This window comes from Streptomyces rubellomurinus, from assembly GCF_000961885.1.
In the GTDB taxonomy this organism is placed as follows: Bacteria; Actinomycetota; Actinomycetes; order Streptomycetales; family Streptomycetaceae; genus Kitasatospora; species Kitasatospora rubellomurina.
In genome coordinates this window covers 63867-81017 of record NZ_JZKH01000033.1, presented here as the reverse complement: position 1 = coordinate 81017, position 17151 = coordinate 63867, and the positions used below count along the sequence as shown (strand labels likewise).

General features: G+C 74.2%; 22 protein-coding genes. 8 read left to right on the top strand and 14 right to left on the bottom strand.

From position 1 onward, the window contains the following. The 7 genes from VM95_RS17900 to VM95_RS17870 form a co-directional block, all read right to left on the bottom strand. Positions 1-941 (bottom strand): DUF6002 family protein (locus VM95_RS17900; RefSeq protein WP_045697911.1); only part of this gene is annotated, 941 nt, incomplete at its 3' end. Between the two features lie 63 nt (positions 942-1004). Then, complete coding sequence (locus tag VM95_RS17895; RefSeq protein ID WP_045697871.1) at positions 1005-2279, bottom strand: MFS transporter; 1275 nt, start codon at positions 2277-2279, stop codon at positions 1005-1007. A gap of 314 nt (positions 2280-2593) precedes the next feature. After that, positions 2594-3730, bottom strand: a complete 1137-nt coding sequence (locus tag VM95_RS42620) for a hypothetical protein (RefSeq protein WP_045697869.1) — start codon at positions 3728-3730, stop codon at positions 2594-2596. Beyond that, positions 3727-4572 carry a hypothetical protein gene (locus tag VM95_RS17885; RefSeq protein WP_045697867.1) on the bottom strand — a complete coding sequence of 282 codons (846 nt, stop codon included), beginning with the start codon at positions 4570-4572 and terminating at the stop codon, positions 3727-3729. Before VM95_RS17885 ends, VM95_RS42620 begins: the two co-directional genes overlap by 4 nt. After that, the gene (locus tag VM95_RS17880) at positions 4569-5453 is read right to left on the bottom strand and encodes a hypothetical protein (RefSeq protein ID WP_045697866.1); all 885 of its coding nucleotides are present in this window, start codon (positions 5451-5453) and stop codon (positions 4569-4571) included. The genes VM95_RS17885 and VM95_RS17880 overlap by 4 nt, the downstream gene beginning before the upstream one ends. Before the next feature lie 65 nt (positions 5454-5518). After that, complete coding sequence (locus VM95_RS17875) at positions 5519-6385, bottom strand: lipase chaperone (protein ID WP_045697864.1); 867 nt, start codon at positions 6383-6385, stop codon at positions 5519-5521. A 262-nt stretch (positions 6386-6647) separates the two neighbouring features. Beyond that, positions 6648-7190 carry an NUDIX hydrolase gene (locus tag VM95_RS17870; protein ID WP_045697863.1) on the bottom strand — a complete coding sequence of 181 codons (543 nt, stop codon included), beginning with the start codon at positions 7188-7190 and terminating at the stop codon, positions 6648-6650. Between the two features lie 455 nt (positions 7191-7645). On the opposite strand from VM95_RS17870, the gene VM95_RS41630 reads away from it, so the two are divergent. Then, positions 7646-7903, top strand: a complete 258-nt coding sequence (locus VM95_RS41630; RefSeq protein ID WP_045697862.1) for a hypothetical protein — start codon at positions 7646-7648, stop codon at positions 7901-7903. A 16-nt stretch (positions 7904-7919) separates the two neighbouring features. Further along, positions 7920-8234: a hypothetical protein gene (locus VM95_RS17860; RefSeq protein ID WP_045697861.1), complete on the top strand. Its 315-nt coding sequence runs from the start codon at positions 7920-7922 to the stop codon at positions 8232-8234. 66 nt (positions 8235-8300) lie between these two features. Here VM95_RS17860 and VM95_RS17855 read toward each other — a convergent pair whose 3' ends face one another. After that, positions 8301-8903: a DUF3995 domain-containing protein gene (locus tag VM95_RS17855; protein ID WP_244178826.1), complete on the bottom strand. Its 603-nt coding sequence runs from the start codon at positions 8901-8903 to the stop codon at positions 8301-8303. A 579-nt stretch (positions 8904-9482) separates the two neighbouring features. Here VM95_RS17855 and VM95_RS38905 point away from each other — a divergent pair. From VM95_RS38905 to VM95_RS17835, 4 genes are all read left to right on the top strand, one after another. Further along, complete coding sequence (locus VM95_RS38905) at positions 9483-10754, top strand: LuxR C-terminal-related transcriptional regulator (protein ID WP_052707428.1); 1272 nt, start codon at positions 9483-9485, stop codon at positions 10752-10754. 570 nt (positions 10755-11324) lie between these two features. Then, a complete protein-coding gene (locus VM95_RS17845; RefSeq protein WP_157882136.1) occupies positions 11325-11741 on the top strand; it encodes a hypothetical protein in 417 nt (138 codons plus the stop codon). Beyond that, the gene (locus VM95_RS17840) at positions 11738-11992 is read left to right on the top strand and encodes a hypothetical protein (protein WP_045697857.1); all 255 of its coding nucleotides are present in this window, start codon (positions 11738-11740) and stop codon (positions 11990-11992) included. Before VM95_RS17845 ends, VM95_RS17840 begins: the two co-directional genes overlap by 4 nt. A gap of 122 nt (positions 11993-12114) precedes the next feature. Continuing rightward, positions 12115-12447, top strand: a complete 333-nt coding sequence (locus VM95_RS17835) for a DUF6087 family protein (RefSeq protein ID WP_045697854.1) — start codon at positions 12115-12117, stop codon at positions 12445-12447. Between the two features lie 37 nt (positions 12448-12484). Here VM95_RS17835 and VM95_RS17830 read toward each other — a convergent pair whose 3' ends face one another. Next, on the bottom strand, positions 12485-12874 hold the full coding sequence (locus VM95_RS17830; protein ID WP_157882135.1) for a hypothetical protein: 390 nt from the start codon (positions 12872-12874) through the stop codon (positions 12485-12487). A 46-nt stretch (positions 12875-12920) separates the two neighbouring features. Next, positions 12921-13442 carry a peptidylprolyl isomerase gene (locus VM95_RS17825; protein WP_045697852.1) on the bottom strand — a complete coding sequence of 174 codons (522 nt, stop codon included), beginning with the start codon at positions 13440-13442 and terminating at the stop codon, positions 12921-12923. Positions 13443-13594: 152 nt separating this feature from the next. Here VM95_RS17825 and VM95_RS17820 point away from each other — a divergent pair, with 152 nt between their 5' ends. Next, positions 13595-14533 carry an NAD-dependent epimerase/dehydratase family protein gene (locus tag VM95_RS17820; protein ID WP_045697850.1) on the top strand — a complete coding sequence of 313 codons (939 nt, stop codon included), beginning with the start codon at positions 13595-13597 and terminating at the stop codon, positions 14531-14533. Positions 14534-14542: 9 nt separating this feature from the next. Here VM95_RS17820 and VM95_RS17815 read toward each other — a convergent pair whose 3' ends face one another. Both VM95_RS17815 and VM95_RS17810 read right to left on the bottom strand, forming a co-directional pair. Then, a complete protein-coding gene (locus VM95_RS17815; RefSeq protein ID WP_045697849.1) occupies positions 14543-14875 on the bottom strand; it encodes a DUF1330 domain-containing protein in 333 nt (110 codons plus the stop codon). 77 nt (positions 14876-14952) lie between these two features. Beyond that, on the bottom strand, positions 14953-15348 hold the full coding sequence (locus VM95_RS17810; protein ID WP_045697848.1) for a hypothetical protein: 396 nt from the start codon (positions 15346-15348) through the stop codon (positions 14953-14955). A gap of 371 nt (positions 15349-15719) precedes the next feature. Between VM95_RS17810 and VM95_RS17805 the strand changes: the two genes are divergently transcribed. Further along, complete coding sequence (locus VM95_RS17805) at positions 15720-16226, top strand: helix-turn-helix domain-containing protein (protein WP_244178825.1); 507 nt, start codon at positions 15720-15722, stop codon at positions 16224-16226. A gap of 93 nt (positions 16227-16319) precedes the next feature. Here VM95_RS17805 and VM95_RS17800 read toward each other — a convergent pair whose 3' ends face one another. Together VM95_RS17800 and VM95_RS17795 are read right to left on the bottom strand one after the other, a co-directional pair. Beyond that, positions 16320-16736 carry a VOC family protein gene (locus VM95_RS17800; RefSeq protein ID WP_045697901.1) on the bottom strand — a complete coding sequence of 139 codons (417 nt, stop codon included), beginning with the start codon at positions 16734-16736 and terminating at the stop codon, positions 16320-16322. Positions 16737-16746: 10 nt separating this feature from the next. Next, positions 16747-17121: a helix-turn-helix transcriptional regulator gene (locus VM95_RS17795; protein WP_063773520.1), complete on the bottom strand. Its 375-nt coding sequence runs from the start codon at positions 17119-17121 to the stop codon at positions 16747-16749. Positions 17122-17151 lie beyond the last annotated feature (30 nt).

Sequence of the window (17151 nt, the reverse complement as noted above, 5' to 3'; positions counted from 1 at the left end):
GTGTGCTGGGTGTACAGGCCGGTCGCCGGGTCGCGGGTGTAGGCGGGGGCGTGGGCGGGGTCGACGACGCCGTGGTGGTAGAGGCTGAGGACCATGTCGGGGGCGCCGAGGTGCTGGACGAGGAGGTAGTGCGGCTCGGGGGTGGCGGCGCGCGCGGTGGGGTCGAGGAGGGTGCGGCCGTAGGCGTGGCCGAGCAGGCCGTAGGCGCTGGAGACGGCGTGGACGTGCAGGCGCGGGCGGTCGGGGGCGGGCGGGAAGTGCTGGTGCTCGGCGAGGGCGCGCACGGTGTCGGCGGCCAGGTAGTTCTCCAGCTGCAGGGTGTACCAGAGGTTGGTCTTGGTGGCCTGCTCGATGGGCGTGCGGTGGTCGTCGACGAGGGCTCTGGCGATGGTCTTGACGGCACCGGGGGTGGGGCCGTGGTGGACGGCGATGGGGTTGCGGGCACGCAGGGCGGGGTCGGTGAACAGCTCGGAGCTGCGCAGTTTGGGGACGGAGGCGGCCGGGACGACGGTGATCACGTTGAGCTGGTCGGCGCCGACCAGGCCGCAGGTGATCGCGCGCAGGACGGCGTCGCGCAGGGCGATGGCCTTGTTCGCGGAGGAGGGGGTGACGATGGTGACGCGCTGGCCGGTGTCCTGGATGAAGCGGATCGCGCGGGCGACGATGACCAGGGACGGGTAGGTCTTGGTGGTGCCGGTGGCGGGGTTGCGGGTGAGGTCGAGCAGGGCCAGCTGCTTGCCGGCGTAGTGGCCCATCGGGGCGTGGGCGAGGCCGGAGGGGGCGAGGAAGTCGCGCATCGCGACGCTCAGGTGCGGCAGTTCGGTGCCGGGGGTGAAATCGCCGCCGGTGTTGGGAGTGGTCTCGGGGGTGGTGGCGAACAGGTCGCGCAGTGCGTGCTGGATGTCCCCGTAGTAGGTGGCCAGTGCGTTCTCGATGAGCATGTCCGAACCTTTCGGGAAGGGGGCGCGCGCGGCGGCGGCCGGGTGGGCCATGGCGCTCGCGCCTCAGGGCGGGGGCGGGGTGGGCAGGTGGGCGGCGCGCAGGCGCACCGTCCACACGAGCAGGGCCGCCAGCGTCAGGGACACCACGGCGCAGGCCATGCCGGCACGGATGCCCGCCCGCACGGTGACGGTGCTCGCGACCAGGGCGCCCAGGGGCACGCCCAGGCCGGAGGAGAGCATGCGGCGGGTGGTGTTGACGCGGCTCTGCAGGTGGGGCGGGGTGACTTCCTGGGAGTAGGTCATGGTGTTGACCAGGACGACGAGGTAGGCGCAGCCCCAGGCGGTGATGGCGGGCAGGGCCGGGCGCCAGTCGCGGGTGAGGACGACCAGGACGCCCAGGGCCGCGCCGGCGGGCAGGACGCCGAGCAGGATCCGGAAGGCGTCGAAGCGGCGCAGCAGTCGGGGCAGGAGCAGGGAGCCGCCGATGCCGCCGGCGCTCCAGGCGGTGTAGAGCAGGCCGATGCGCGGGTCGCTGTCGTGCAGGCCGAGTCCGCGGTCGGCGAAGACGACGAGTTGGCCGATGACCGCGCCGCCGGCGAAGGACTGCAGGGTGCCGACGGCGGTGAGCAGGCGCAGGGTGCGGTGGTGCCACAGGAACCGCAGGCCTTCGGTGACGGAGCGGCGCAGGCTCGGGCGCGGGGGTGGCGCGGGGTGGGGGGCGGGTCGGGTGATGGCGCGCACCAGCAGGGCGGAGGCGGCGAAGCTGAGGGCGTCGCCGGCCAGGGTGGTGGCGGGGCGCAGCGTGGCGATCAGGGTGCCGGCGGCGGCGGTGCCGGTGATGCGCATGAGGGTTTCGACGCCGTAGAGGGCGCTGTTGGCCCGGGCGAGGGCGTGTTTGCCGACGATGTCGGGGACGAGGCCGTAGACGGCGGCTTCGTAGAAGAGGGTGAGGCTGGCGCTGGTGAGGGCGGCCAGCAGGAGGTGGGCGGTGGTGAGGGTGTGGGTGGCGTGGGCGAGGGGGATGGTGGCCAGGACGAGGGCGTTGAGCCAGTCGGTGGCGACCATGAGGCGGCGGCGGTCGACGCGGTCGGCGAGGGCTCCGGCGAGCAGGCCGAAGGCGACGTAGGGCAGGGTGGCCGCGGCGGAGACAAGGGAGACCAGGACGGCGGAGTGGGTCTGCTGGTAGGTGAGGACGGGCAGGGCGACGGTGGTGACGGCGGAGCCGAGTTCGGAGACGGCGCGGGAGATCCAGAACCGGCGGAATGCCGGGTGTTCGCGGAGCAGTCCTGGGGGCTTTTCGGCCGGGGCTTCCTTCTCGGTGGTTTCCTGGTCGGTCATGGTGGTTTATAGGCAGAGTGCCAATGGCAGTGTCAAACCGTCGACGGGATGCAGTCGCATCGGTGACCCCCGCAGTGTCAACTGTGCCTGGATCCGCCTGGTTTGCGGCCAACCGGAAGCGACCCTAGGTGACGGCTGTCATGGACACAAGGGGTCGGTTCCCGCGGACCCGGCTCCACCCGGTCCGCGCGCCAGGGCGGTTGAGTCTGATCGGCCGTCAAGTCGGCTCTGCGGCACGGGGTTTACGGTCGGGAGTGCGGATGGCCGGGTCCCCGGGGCCGGCCGGTGACGGCCGGCCGGCTCCGGGGGCGGGGTCAGGAGAGCAGGTCGGCCTGGAGGGTGACGACCTGGCGGAAGGGCGCGGCCGCGACGCCGCCCGGGTTGGTCATGGTGACGATGCCGACCACGTCGCCGGCGCTCAGGTAGGCGATCCGGCCGGTGGGGTCGTTCTTCGCGCCGCCCTTCTTCGTGCCGTTCAGCGCGGTCAGGCTCACGCCCTCCACGGTGTCCCAGTCCTTGGTGGACGCGCTGTCGCTGTCCGGCACCGCCTTGAGCCGGCCCTTGCCGCGCAGCCAGGTGTAGGCGTCCCAGGACTCGCTGGTGGAGTCGAAGCGCAGCAGCCGGATCTGGGTCCGGGTGCCGTCGGATGCCGTCCACTCCCGCACGGTCGCCCCCACGCACACGTCGCGGTTCAGGACCATGCGCGCCTTGGCCGCGTCGCCCTGCTGCTCGGCGAGGAACGCGTCGCACGGCACCCAGTCGGCGAAACCCGGGGTGGCGGTGGCCGGTGCGGCGGCGGTCGGCGCCGGCGCGGTGGCGGCGGGGGTGGGCGCGGCGGAGGCGGTGGCGTCGGCGGAGGCCGAGGCGGTGGGCGCGACCGGGGAGGGGAAGGGCGCCGGCACCCGGGCGCCGCCGGCCTCCTTCGGGGCGGGCAGCACCAGGTAGCGCAGGTCCGCGTGGTGGGTGCGGGCCGGGCTCTGCGGGACGCCCTGGCCCGCGGGCAGCGGCGGCAGGGTCAGGGCGGGGAAGGTGTAGCGGCCGTCGCTCGCGGTGGCCAGGCCCGGGATGTCGGTGCGCTCGGGCGCGGTGACGGCCAGCGCGGTGCCGGTGCCGGCCAGGGCGAACACCGCGGCGGCGCAGCCCCAGCGCACGGCCGCCCGGCGGCGGGCGCGCCGGACCTCGGGGTCCACCGCCGGGGCGGCGGCCTCGGCGGGCGGGGCGTAGAAGGCATCCAGGCCGTCAGCAGGATCCCCGGCAGGAGCCGGAGCCGGAGCGGGGGCCGGAGCCTGAGCCGGAGCGGGGGCCTCGGGGACGACGGGCGCGTCGCGGGCCCAGACGGAGTCCGGCACCGGAGCCTGCGGCGGCGCCGACACGGGTGCGACCGGAGCGGCTGCCGGGGAAGCGGGCTCGGGCTGCGGCTCGGGCTGCGCGGCGGTGGGCTGGTCGGTCATGCGGTGGCTCCCGGGGCGGCGAGTCGGTCGAGCTGCGCGGCGAACAGCGCGATGATCTTGTCCTTGGGCAGCGGCGCCGGGCCCTCGGCGTTCATGATCACCAGGAGGTCGCCCTCGGCGGCCGAGCACTCCAGGTAGTCGATCGGCGCGGACGGCGGAGCCGGCATCAGATAGCAGTGCGCCTCCGGGTGACCCGGCACCTGCGGGCCGACCCGGAACAGGCCCGTGTCACCGGTGAAGACCGCCGTGTACTCGTTGATCTTCTGCACCTCCTGCTGGTTGAACTGACGCAGCTTCACACCGATCAGCAGGTCATCGGCCTCCGTGCGGTAGGTCCGCACACCGGTGCCCTTGACGTGCAGACCCTCCCAGTACTCGCGCATCTTGTCGCGCTGGGCCTTGGGCACCTGCTGCAGCTCGGCGTCCAACTCCTCGGCCAGCTGCTGGCTGCCCAGCTCCGCGTCGTTGCCGTAGCCGCCGTCGTCCGGGCCCAGCCGGTAACCGGCCGGCACGGGCAGCAGCAGGTCGCGCAGCGAGCCGAAGTGACTGCCGTTCGACTTCGCGCCGTAAGGCGTCGCACTCGCACTCGGCACCGGAGCGGCGGCGGGCGCGGCAACCGGGGCCGGGGCGTCGTCGTAGTGGACCTTGATGACGCCGATGCCGATCGCCACGCCGGCCAGCGCCGCCGCCACCGTCGCCGCCGACGCGCGCAGCAGCGGGCTCGCACCGGCGGGCCGGGGCCCGGCGCTCTGCGACTGCTCGGCGCTCTGCTGCTCGGAGTCGGGCTGCGGCGCGGCCGGCTCGGGGGCGGCCGGGGTGCCGGTCACCGTGTTCTCGCTCATACCAGCCGCTCCCACTGCTCCTTGGCGAGGCTCTTGACGGCCTCGGCGTCCAGCGGCTGGGGAGCGAAGACCTCCACCAGCATCTGCACCGAGCCGCGCTTGGCGGCGGCCGAGCCGTAGTAGTACGTGTCGGTGCTGTCGGCCCAGTTCCGCGGTGTGTCGTAGATGCGGAAACTGCTGTCCACGTCATCGGCGAACTGCTGCCCGCGGTCGGGCTTGGCGTTGTCGGCTTCCTGGGCCGTGTACTGGGTCAGCGTCACCCGGTAGCGGATGCCGTCCTTCTTCCAGTCCACCTCGGCCGCGCGCCGAATGCCGGAGCCGAGCAGGGACTTGAACAGATCGGCCGCATCGCCCTTGTGCTCGGCGAGCTCACCGACCGACACCCAGCTCGCCTTGTCGGGGAAGTCGCCCCAGGGCTCGCTGCCCGCCGGGGGCTTGACCAGCAGTTTGGTCAGATCGCCCTCGATGGCCGGCGCCTTGGGCTGGGCGGCGGCGAACGCGGAGGCGTCCACCGGCGCGGCCGGGTAGCCCGGCAGGGCGACCTGCAGCGGCGGCAGCGGCGTGGGCGGGCGCTGGGCCTGGACGGCGTAGCCGACGCCGCCGCCGGCCAGCACGCCCAGCACCAGGCCGTACACCGACAGCAGCACCGGGCGGGGGCGGCGCGGCGCGCGCGCCGGCTGCTCGGGGCCGGCGGCCAGCACGTCGCCCGGCGCGGCCGGGGCGGGGGCCGGGCCGGCGTGGGGCGCGGTGTGGGGTTCGGCGCTCAGGTCGGTGATGGCGGCGGGCGCGGGTGACGGCTGTGGCGGTGCGGCCGGCGCGGCGGGCGCGGGCAGTACGGCCGGCGCGGGCGCGGGTGACGGCTCCGCGGGTTCGGTGGTCACGAAGGTGGCTCCAGAGGAGGAGAGGCGGAGGAGAAGGAGGCAGGGGCTCGGGCGGCGGGGCGGGCTCAGCTGCCGGAGGCCAGCCAGTCGCGCTGGCGCTTCATCAGGTCGCTCAGCAGCGCCTTGTCCGGGGTGCCCTTCACCTCGACGTCGATGGTGTACTGCACATCGCCCTGGCTGGAGACGCCGGTCATCGACCCGGTGTAGGCCTGCTGCTTGGGCTTGCGCAGGAAGCCGTGCGCGTCCGGGTCGCCGTCGATGTCGATCGACTCCTGCGACTTGATGCTGTAGCCCTTGACGAACTGGCTCGCCGTCGCGGCGGAGCCCAGGTGCAGCAGGGTGACGGTCACCTGCGCCTTGCCGTCCGCCGTGCGGTACATGCGGGTGGCGCCGCCCTGGTAGCCCAGCTGGTGCAGGAGGTCCATGATGCCGTCCTGCTTGCCGAAGATCTCGGCGACCTCGTCGTCGGTCATCGTCGCCCCGTCCGCGGGGCCGTAGGACTCGCCGCCGGCCGGGATCGGGAGCAGGAAGTAGCGCAGGTCACCCTCGTGCCTGCCGTCGCTGACCGTGCCCTTGACTGTGCTGGACGGCTTGGGCTGGTCGGGCGCCGCGGTGGGCACGGGGACCGGCACCGCGGAAGGCGTCGGGCCGGCGCTCGCCGCGGCGGTGCGCGCGATCGTCGGCACGGGCGCGGCGGCCGCCGCACGGTCGGCCGGCTTGCCGACCGCGACGGTCACCGCGGCGCTGGCCGCCGTGACGGCGAGGAGCGCGACCGTGGACAGGGCCACCCGCGCCGAGCGCGGCATCCGCCGCACGGCCGGGGCCTGCGGCTGCGGTTCCGCCGGCTGCGGCGGCTCCGGCAGCTCGGGCTGCGGCGGCGCGGGCGGCTGCGGTGCCTGCGGCGCCGCGCTCTCGTTCTCGGGCGTGGACAAAAAACTCCCCCGGGGAAAAAGTGGATTCCACGCGCGGGCCCTCTCACGGAAATCCGCTCCCCCGAGCAGGCCTCCGGACCGTCCATCGCGCGTCTCAGCAGGAAGTATGAGAGTTCGATGACGATCCCGCCAACACAATGAACCGTCACACTCCACCGCAATGCCCGATGAATCGGACAGGCCGTGATCCAACCGCAATCGGCGCAGGCCACACGCGGTGCGAGCGGGGCCCGGCCTCCGCTTTCGGGTGGCCCCGGCAGGGTCAGCCGCCGGCCAGGCGGTGCGGGCCGAGGTAGTAGGAGAGCGCGGCCTGCGTGGCGCCGTCCGAGACCTGTCCGCCGGTCAGCAGCTCGACCACCTCGGCCTCGGGCAGCCACTCGACGCGGGTGGCCTCGGCGGCGTCCCGCGGCTCACCCACGTACGTGCAGCCGGTCACGTGGAAGGCGTGGAAGCGGGCGTCGGAGATACCGGTCAGGGCGAAGTACTCGGTCAGCGGCTCGACGCGGCCCGGGCGCCAGCCGGTCTCCTCCTCCACCTCCCGGGCGATCGCCGCGGCCGGCTCCTCCCCCGCCTCGACCCACCCGGCCGGCAGCTCCCAGCCCCACCGGCCGGTGATGAACCGGTGCCGGTACAGCAACAGGAACCGGCCCCGCTCGTCGGTGACGACGGCCGTGGCGCAGGCCCTGGGCATGCGCAGCACGTGGTGCTCGACGCGCCCGACGCCCGGGATCTCGACATCGTCCAGCCACAGCTCCACCCACTCCGAGCCGTACACCCTGCGCCGCCCGAACACCTGCCACCGCACCCTCAACGCCTCCTCCGGCCGCACACCACTCCGAAGCGCCACTCTGCCACCCCCACGACCGGGCCGGGCCGACACGGGGCCGGGCCGACACCGCCCGCAGGCACGGAACCTCCCACCCGACCCCGCCGCCGCCCGGTCACCATCCGCCATACCTCCCCCGGCGAACCGCCCAGCCTCATCCCGCAGTTCACCACCGGGCGCAACCGGGGCCCACCGCCTGGACGGGCGAAGCGGGGTGTTCGTCGCGTCGATATTTGGCATGGGCATGACGGCATGTCCGGATGCGGACAGGCCGATTGGCGACATCCCGAAGGCCTTCCGGCGGGGTCCGCGGGCGACGAAGCTGGTGATCGCCGCCAGGAGGACGAGCCCGGACGGCAGCCGGACGAAGCGTCAACCGCGGGACGCCCGACCGGCCAGGTCCACCCCTTCCACCGACAGCAGAGGACTCCACCATGATCCGCACCCGTATCGCCCAGGCCGCCGCGGTCGCCTCCGTCGCCCTCACCACGCTCATGATCGCCCCCGCCGCCTCCGCCGCCACCACTTCGGCGGCCGCCCCGGCCACCACCGTCGCCTCCGACAGCATCGGCTGGGGCGGGACCGTCGCCCCGGGCAGCATCGGCTGGGGCGGCACCGTCGCCCCGGCCGGCACCACCGGCTCCGACAGCATCGGGTGGGGCGGCACCGTCGCCCCGGCCGGCATCGGCTGAGCCGGCCGAGTTCGCGATGGAGATCGTCCACGCCAGCCTGAAACGCCGCCACCCCGCCTCCGCAGCACGGGAGAACGAGGCCGCCGAGGCCGTGGACGCCCTGTGGGCGCACGCCGAACCGGCAGACGGCCTCCAGCACGCCAGCGCCCTGCCCGCGCCCGACCGCCTCGACCTCCTGCTCTACCTGCTCACCCAGGACACCCCCGGCCAGGGCGACGCCGTCAGCCGCGCCCACCGCCTGATCACCCGCAGCCACCGCACCTCGCCGCTGCTGCGCCACAGCTACCTGCCGCTCGACCCCCGGGCAGCCACCGGCCGCACCGCCCGCTGACCCGCCACCCGGCCCCTGCCTCGGACTCCACCGGGTCCGGGGCCGGACTCCTACGCCCGTACGGTCCTAGCCGATCCCGGCGATCACGGCGGCCACCGACAGCCCGAGCGCGCCCAGGGCGCCGACGCGGCCCGCGAGGACGGCACCGCGGCGGTCCGCCACGCCGCGCAGGTGGGAGCGGCCGGCCAGCAGGAAGGCGAGGCCGCCGGCGACGAACCACGGCCCCCACAGGTAGGTGTACCAGCGGCTGACCGACTCCAGCTCCGGGTCCAGCGAGATGACGTGGGCCTGCACCAGCAGGCCCTGCCCGACGAACAGCGCCCCGTGCCACACCAGCAGCACCGCCGCGCCCCACGCCATCAGCTGCAGCAGCCGCTCCTCCCAGGGCCGCCAGCGCCCGCGCCCGAAGGTGCGGCCGCTCACCAGCGCCAGGCCCAGCACCCCGCCGACGACCTTGAGGGCACCGGTGGCCCACAGCACCGCGATGAAACCCGCATTGTGCTCCTCCATCAGCCTGACCAGCGACGGCGAGACCGTCGAGGAGGCCAGGGCCGTACCGCCCAGCGCCCAGTAGAAACTCGGGACGGCGAAGGAGAACCCCCACACGGCGGCGGCGTAGCCGGGCCAACGGGCGGATCGGTCGGACGGATCGCGGTGCAGGAGGCTCACGGCCACGATTGTGCCCCCGGGCGCGCACGGCACCGGCCGGTTTCGGCCACCCGGGGCCGCCCCGGGCCGCCGGGGGCACCGGGGCCTGCCGCCTTCACCAGCACGTTCTCGAATGCCCCGGGGCGGATCCCACCCACCCAGCCGGCAGCGGATGGCTCCCGCTGCCCCTGCCCCGCGGCGAGCCCCCGTTCGGGCTCAGGCGAGGCAGTGCCCGAAGGGGGGACGGCCGTCTCCCCAGGCGGTGGTGAGGATACGGGGGCACGGTGGAGCGGGCGAGGCGGCGGGGCCCGCGGCGGCCGCTGCGACCGTGTCCCAGGCCGTCGTGCCCGGGGCCGCCCAGGCGGCCGTGCCCGCTCCCGTCAGGGCGGCCAACGCCAACCCCAGTACCACCGCCGACGTGCGCCGTGCGAACCTCTTCACCACGGGATCTCCCTTCCCCACCTGCTCAGTGACCTGGCATCGGATCGCCGGGCTCCGGTTGGGCGCCCGCCGATGGGAAGAACACTCGCAGGCCGAAGCGGTCCGCCGGGAGAGATCGCAGGTCTCATCTGCGCGCCATGCACGTTCAGGAGGTATGCCGTGACCAGCCGGCCCCAGGAGCCGCAGCTCAGCGAAGAGGCCCAGAGCCTCTACCACTGGGCGCTGATCAACGACCCGGTGACGGCACAGGCACGGGCGCGGGCCGCCGACGAGACCGACCTCGGCGAGGACGCCTGCACGGCGGCCTTCGCCACCCTGACCGGCGCGGGCCTGCTCAAGGAAGTCCGCACCGCGCGCGGCACCGTCTGGGAGGCACAGAGCCCCCAGGCCGCCGGCGCCCAGCACCTGGCCGAACGCGAGGCCGCCCTGCGCACCCGCGAGGACGACCTGCGCGGCCAGGAGGACGACCTGCGCCGCGAACGCGAACGCCTGCGCGGACTGCGCGAACAGTACGCCGCCCTGATGCCCGTCTACCTGCACGGTCGCCAGCTCTCCCACCCGCACGGCATGATCGACCTGCTCACCGACAAGATCGCCGTACGCGCCATGCTCGTGGAGGCCGTCGACGCCGCCCGCGAGGAAGTCCTGGTCTCCAAGCCCGGCGGCGCCTTCCCGCCCGCCGCCCTGCGCGAGGCCCTGCCGCGCGACCTGGCCCTGCTCGCCTCCGGCCTCCGGATGCGCAACCTCTACCAGCACGCCACCCGCTACGACCAGCCCACCCGCGCCCACGCCGAACAGCTGATCGCCGCCGGCGCCGAGATCCGCACCCTCACCGAAGTGCTGCCGCAGATGATCGTCATCGACCGCGAACTGGCCTTCCTGCCCGCCCCCGGCAGCGGTGCCCTCGTCATCCGCGAACCCTCCCTGCTCGCCTTCCTCATCGCCGCCTTCGAACGCGACTGGGGCAACGCCGCACCGTTCTCCGTCGGACCACAGGCCGCCCACGACGTCTCCGAGGACCTCAAACAGACGATCGTCCAACAGCTGTCCAACGGCCTCAAGGACGAGGCCATCGCCCGCCGCCTCGGCGTCTCGCTGCGCACCTGCCGCCGACACGTCTCCGAACTGCTGGAGACCCTGGGCGCCACCAGCCGCTTCCGGGCCGGTGTCATCACCGAACGCCTGCGCGCCGCGATGGCCGCACGCACCGAGGAGGCGGGACCGCCCGCCCACGCCGCCGCGGAGGCGGGACCGGAGTCGGAACCGGGGGCGGGACCAGGGGCTGGACCGGGGGCGCAGCGGTGCGAGCAGTGCGGCGGCGCGCTGCCCGCGGCCGCCGCCACCGGGCGCCGGCGCCGGCACTGCTCGCCGCGCTGCCGCTCCCGCGCCCACCGCGCCCGACAGCGGCCCGCCGACCCGCCCCGGACGTGACGGAACACCACCCCGCGACGAAACCAGGCCGGCCGCCGGGCCGCCGCAGACCGGGGCGTTCACTACCAACTCGGGCAATCCGCGCCCGATGTGGCGACGCAACGCAACGAAACGCGCCGGCCCGGGGCGGAAGGAGCCCGAACAGCCGGAGAACAACTGCTTCCGCCCCGTAGCGGCGACTCGTCGAATTCCTCGAACGGAACGCCGTGGCCGGCGTTGTGGCACTCACTCTCGAATCGGCCCCGGTGTTTCGCCGGATGTTCCTGCGCCCGGCCCAACGACGCGCGCAAACTGCGCACTTCGACGCCGAACTTGGCCACGAGTGGACGCTTCTGTGCCAAGTTCCTTGCCACTCATGACCCTTGAGCCTCCTTGCTCCCCTTTCGCGAGGTTGAAGAGCTTCGGACGCCGGAGGAGAGTTGAGCGCCCTGGGTAGTCACCTCGCTACGGAACGGAGTCATCGCCATGGCGCGAAACCGCCCCCGCACGGCCGCCGGACGGCCGGCGCCCTACCGTCCTCGGGTGGGTGAACCGGTCCTGGACCGAACCACCGGCGCTAAGGTCGTCTCCATGGATTCGCGGGGCGGGCTCGCCCATGTGCGGCAGGTGGGCGGGGGCGTGGAGCGGACGGTCCTTCCCGCCCGGATCGAGCCGTTGCCGGACGGGCCCGAAGCGGTGGTCGCGCCGGCCCCGTACTCGCGCCCGCGCGGCACCCGGGGCCGGGTGCGACAACAGGGCCAGGGGGGCCGGGTGAAGCGCCGCCCCCGCCCCGAGACGGACGTGCTGGTCGCGATCTGCGTCGTCGGCGCGCTCAGCGGCGCGGCCTCGGCAGCTGCCGCGTGGGCGGTGCCCGGGCCGCCGAGACCCACCACCGCGCTGGTGTGCCTGCTGGCGTTCGCCTCGGCCCTCAACTCCGGGGTCGTGCTCTCCGAACCCGTGCTGCACCGCGCCGCCGGACGCCGCAACGAACCGGCCGTTCCGCGGTGAGCGCCTCCTTCGCCTCGCCCGCCTCCCCCGCCTCCCCGGCCTGCCCGGCGCGCGGCTGCGGCACCCCGGTCGACCTGCTCAACGACGCCAACGCGGCCGGGCGCACCTGGAGTTGCCCCGGCTGCGGCAGCTGGGGCGTCGCCTGGTCGGCCTCCTACCTGGCGAGCCAGCCCTTCGAGGACCCCCTCGTCCTGCTCGGCCGCAACCTGCGCTACCGCGAGCCGGACGGCGGCCCCGCGCCGGCGCGCTGACCCCTGCAAGCCCGGCGCTGCCCGGCGCCCGGCGACACCCCGCGGCCCACCGCCGCGAAGGCGCCCGCCCGCGGCAGCGGCACCGGCTACCCTCGGGCCGATGCCCGGGGAGAGGAGCAGCGGTGCTCGGAGCCGACGACGACGGACAGTCCATCGCCCGGTGGTACGGGGCGCGCGCGGGGCGGGTGCGCCCGGTGGGGACGCGGGACGCGCTCGCGCTCGGACCGGCGCCCCGGCGCGGCGCCCTGTTCGAGGACGCGGTGTGCCTGGTCGTGGAGTGGGACGGGGCCTGCTGGCGGCCGCTCGGGGTGGCGGACGGCTACGCCGAGGCGTACACCGTGATCGTGCGGCGCGGCGAGGCCTTCGCCGCGCCGCAGGAGGACACCCCCGTGGCGCTGCTGCGCAAGGGCAGCGGCCGCCACCGGCGGGCGGACGAGGGGACGGCGGGCGCGTGAGCGTGGCAGGGGGCCCACGGTGCTACGACAAGCGCGGCTACGTCCGGCCGGACGGCTCCTGGCCGCCCCGGCCGCCCTGGCCGCCCCGGCTGTTCGGGGCGGCCAGGGCGGCCAGGGCCTCGCGCGCGGCCAGACGTCCGGCCATCCGGTAGGAGTGCTCGCGGGTGTCGATGAGGTGCACCGTGGTGTGGTGGACCACCAGTGCCAGCGCGAGCGGTACGCCGGGCAGTTGCTCGGCGAGTTCGGCGCGCACGCCCTCGGCGAGCGCGGCGTGGAAGCGCTCCAGGTCGCCGGGGAGGACGTCGCCGCGCACGGTGGCATCGGTGGCGGCCTCCAGGTGCAGGCCCTCCTCCCACGGTTCGAAGTCGACCGTGGTGACCGCGACATCGGACGGACAGCCCGCCTGACGCACGTAGCGCACGTGCACGCCCCGCACCGGGCGGGAGGGAAAGGAGACCACCGCTCCGGTGCCGTCAGGAGTGGTCGATCTCGACCGAGGTGATCACCACGTCGCTGACCGGGCGCTCGCCGTCCACCGGGACGGCGGCGATCGCGTCGACGACGGCCTTGGACGCGGCGTCGGCGACCTGCCCGAAGATCGTGTGCCGGCGGTTGAGGTGGGCGGGCGTGCCCACCGTGATGAAGAACTGCGAACCGTTCGTCCCCGGGCCCGAGTTGGCCATCGCCAGCAGGTAGGGCCGGGTGAAGAACAGCTCCGGGTGGAACTCGTCGGCGAACGCGTAGCCGGGCCCGCCCGTACCCGTACCGGTCGGATCACCGCCCTGGATCATGAAACCGGCCACCACCCGGTGGAACAGGGTGCCGTCGTAGAACGGGCCGGTGCCCGCCTCGCCCGTCCGCGGATCGGTGTACGCGCGGGTGCCCTCGGCGAGTTCGACGAAGTTGCGCACCGTCTTCGGCGCGTGGAAGGGGAACAGCTCCAGGCGGACCGGACCCGCCGTGGTATGCAGGGTAGCGAACCGGGCGGTGGCCACGAACAACTCCTCGGACAAGGACACACAGGACGAGGGGCATCCTGACACAAGCCCACGCCCCGAGCCGAACCACACACTCGGGACAGGAGCGGCGCGGGGCGAGAGCGGGCCCGGGTACGGGGTGGGGCCGGGGGCCTTCTAGGGTGGGGCGGGTGAGCTTTCATCTGGTCGTCGGACACGGGCCCGCCGGGGCCGCCACCGCCCGCCTGCTGGCCGAACGGGGGCACGAGGTCCGGGTGGTGACCCGCAGCGGGGGCACCGCCGCGCCGGGCGTGGAGCACGTGGCGCTGGACGCGCGCGACGCCCGCGCCCTGACGGAGGCCGCACGCGGAGCAGCGGCCATCCACAGCTGCGCGGCGCCGCCGCTGCCGCAGTGGGGCACGCAGTGGCCGGCACTGGCCCGGTCGCTGTGCACGGCGGCCGAGACCAGCGGCGCGGTCCTGGTGATGCTCGGCAACCTGTACGGCTACGGCCCCGTCACCGGGCCGATGACCGAGGACCTGCCCCTGGCCGCGACCGGCACGAAGGGACGGGCCCGGGCGGCGGCGTGGCAGCACGCCCTGGCGCTCCACGAGGCCGGACGAATCCGCGCGGTGGAGGTTCGGGCCTCGGACTTCTTCGGCCCCGGTGTCACCACCGGCGGCCACCTCGCCGCCCGAGCCGTACCCCGGCTCCTGGGGGGCCGGGCCGTGACCGTGCTCGGCGACCCGGACGCCCCGCACAGCTGGACCTACCTGCCCGACGTCGCCCGGGCCCTGGCCGAGGTCGCGAGCGAGCCAGGGGCCTGGGGACGGGCCTGGCACGTGCCCACCGCCCCGGCGCGCTCGGCCCGTCACATGGCCGAGCTCATCACGACCGAGGCGAACGCCGAACCGGCGACGGTACGCCGCCTGTCCCCGGCCCTGCTGAACGCGGCCGGGCTGTTCTCCCCGCTGCTGCGCGAACTGCGCGAAGTCCGCTACCAGTTCGAGGGCCCGTTCGTCATGGACTGCTCCGCCTACGAGGCGGCGTTCACCGCACGGGCCACGCCCGTCACGGAACAGATCACCGCCACCGTGACCTGGTGGCGCGAACGCCTGCGCCGTCCCTGACCACAGCCGTCAGAGCTTGGCCAGGTGATCGGCCGCCCGGTAGCCCTCCGGCACACCCTGTGCCAGGACGATGTCGGCCCGCATGTTCCGCGTACGCAACGGGGCGATGTCCCGGTAGGCGGGCGAGTGCCACCAGGCGAGGGCGCTGTCGTGGTCGGGGAACTCGATGAGGATCAGGCCCAGGGCACCCCAGGTGCCCTCGACGGTGTCCAGACGGTCGCCGCCGTGGACGAGGAAACGCCCGCCGAACGGGTCGAGGGTGTCATCGATGCGCCGCAGGTACTCGACGATGTCGGGACCGGGGTTGACGGCATGGACCTGGGCGACGGCGTAGGCGGTCATCGGGATGCTCCCTGGGTGTCGTGGGGTGATGCCCTCGACGGTAGGGGGCGGCGGGCGGCCCGCGAATCCGTCACCTATCAGTACCGGATACGTAGACCGGGCGAGCGGGCCGGGCCGGCGGGGGTGCCGGGGGTGTCGGAGGCGGTGTCGAGGCGTTCCAGGCGCAGGACGAGATTGGCGTAGTCCAGGGGCTTGCCGCTCCGGTGGCAGTCGTTGCTGGTGACCACCTGGCAGGGGGTGCCGTCGCGGTCGGTCAGCGGGCCGGGAGTGGTGCGCAGGTTCGGCCGCCAGAGGCGGCCGGGGGCAAGGTGTTCGAGGGCGAGGGTCCAGCTGTCCTCGTCGACGACGAGGCTGGCGCCGGCACAGCCGGGCAGGACGCGGGTGCCGTAGCGGCCGCGCACGAGAACGCGCTGCTCGAAGTCGGTGTCCTTGCCCAGCACGGTGATCCGCCACGGCCCGTGATACCTCAGCATGCCCGCCTCCCAGCGCACTCGGCGCGCCGCGCTCGGACGCGCTCCCGCCTGCTCTACGGACACGGGAGGCGCGACGGCTCAGCGAGGCGGCCGGTCACCGGCCGACCAGCGGCCGACCGACCCCGGCGGCGGGGCGCGCACGCCCTCACGCGGCGCACCCCGCCCGGCACTTGACGAGCTATCAGATATATTCGCGCGGCCGCCCGTTCCGGAACGCCGGCCGACACCCCAGGCCAACTGGCGCGGATCACCGGCAGGTTCAACATCCACACCAGCTGACGGGCTTGGGCTATCGTGACGTGACCCGGTCGGCCCCGCGGGGAGCGGACCGCAACGGCCGGGGAGCCCGAACGGGGCGAGGAAGGCAGGGCATGGCGAAGCCAGACAAAACGGGCCTCAAGCCCGCGACGGCACAGGAAACCGCCGCAGCGAGGACAGCCGTACGGACAAGCACCCAGGCGGCGCAGGCGGGTGCGCTCGCGGCCAGGATCGAGGCACTGTTCCACACCGTCCGCCGCCCCGACCGCGAGCAGTACACCAACGAGGAAGTCGCACGGGCCTGCCGGGAGGCGACCGGGGAATCGTTCTCCACCACCTACCTGTGGCAACTGCGCACCGGGCGGCGGGACAACCCCACCAAACGCCACCTGGAAGCACTCGCACGGTTCTTCCAGGTGCCACCGGCCTACTTCTTCGACGAACAACAAGGCACCCAGATCGCCAGAGAACTCGCACTCCTGGCCGCCCTGCGCGACGCGGGAGTGCGCTCACTGGCCCTACGGGCCATCGAACTGTCCCCGGAAGGACTCGACACCGTCAACGAACTCATGGACGTCATCGCCCGCCGGGATACCGCACGCCGGCGCCCGTCACCCTGACGGAACCGCCACCACACGACAGGACGGGCGCCGTCCGCGCTACGGCCACGGCCGGGGGCCGGGTTCGGGGGCCGGGGTCGGGGTTCGGGGCGGCTACGCCGTGCGCGCCTGGTTGAAGCGCAGCATGTTGCCCGCGGGATCGCGGAAGGCGCAGTCCCGCACACCGTAGGGCTGGTCCATCGGCTCCTGCAGGACCTCGGCACCGGCAGCGCGGATGCGCTCGAAGGTGGCGTCGCAGTCGTCCGTGCGGAAGATGACACCGCGCAGCAGGCCCTTGGCCAGGAGTTCGGCGGCGGCGCGGCGGTCCTCGGCACTGGCGTGGGGATCGGCGAGCGGCGGTTCGAGGACGATCTCCACGCCGGGCTGCTCGGGCGAACCGACGGTGACCCATCGCATGCCCTCGAAGCCGACGTCGTTGCGGACCTCGAATCCGAGCACGTCACGGTAGAAGGCCAGGGCCCGGTCGTGGTCGTCGACGGCGATGAAGCACTGGGCGAGTTGGATGCTCATGACGCCCACGCTACGGCAGGCCCGGCAGTCCCGGGCGGGGCCGGCGGCCCGGACGGGTGGCGACCTTGGCGACGCACGCGGGGATCGCGGCGCCGCCCCGGTGGTCACGGGCGCGGTAGGCGCTGGGACTCTCACCCACGAGCTCCGTGAAACGGGCGCTGAAGGATCCCAGCGACGTGCAGCCGACCGCCATGCACACCTCCGTGACCGACAGGTCCCCCCGACGCAGCAGGGCCTTCGCCCGCTCGATGCGGCGCGTCATCAGGTAGCTGTACGGCGTCTCGCCGTACGCGGCACGGAAGCTGCGAGAGAAGTGCCCCGAGGACATGAGGGCGGCCGCGGCCAGCGCAGCCACGTCCAGCGGCTGGTCGTAGTCGCGGTCCATGCGGTCACGAGCCTGACGCAACCGAACAAG

Coding starts and splice junctions, on each gene's coding strand:
- VM95_RS17895 (WP_045697871.1), bottom strand. CDS start 2,279: ATGACCGACCAGGAAACCACCGAGAAGGAAGCCCCGGCCGAAAAGCCC.
- VM95_RS42620 (WP_045697869.1), bottom strand. CDS start 3,730: ATGACCGACCAGCCCACCGCCGCGCAGCCCGAGCCGCAGCCCGAGCCC.
- VM95_RS17885 (WP_045697867.1), bottom strand. CDS start 4,572: ATGAGCGAGAACACGGTGACCGGCACCCCGGCCGCCCCCGAGCCGGCC.
- VM95_RS41630 (WP_045697862.1), top strand. CDS start 7,646: ATGATCCGCACCCGTATCGCCCAGGCCGCCGCGGTCGCCTCCGTCGCC.
- VM95_RS17860 (WP_045697861.1), top strand. CDS start 7,920: ATGGAGATCGTCCACGCCAGCCTGAAACGCCGCCACCCCGCCTCCGCA.
- VM95_RS17845 (WP_157882136.1), top strand. CDS start 11,325: ATGGATTCGCGGGGCGGGCTCGCCCATGTGCGGCAGGTGGGCGGGGGC.
- VM95_RS17815 (WP_045697849.1), bottom strand. CDS start 14,875: ATGACCGCCTACGCCGTCGCCCAGGTCCATGCCGTCAACCCCGGTCCC.
- VM95_RS17810 (WP_045697848.1), bottom strand. CDS start 15,348: ATGCTGAGGTATCACGGGCCGTGGCGGATCACCGTGCTGGGCAAGGAC.
- VM95_RS17805 (WP_244178825.1), top strand. CDS start 15,720: ATGGCGAAGCCAGACAAAACGGGCCTCAAGCCCGCGACGGCACAGGAA.
- VM95_RS17800 (WP_045697901.1), bottom strand. CDS start 16,736: ATGAGCATCCAACTCGCCCAGTGCTTCATCGCCGTCGACGACCACGAC.
- VM95_RS17795 (WP_063773520.1), bottom strand. CDS start 17,121: ATGGACCGCGACTACGACCAGCCGCTGGACGTGGCTGCGCTGGCCGCG.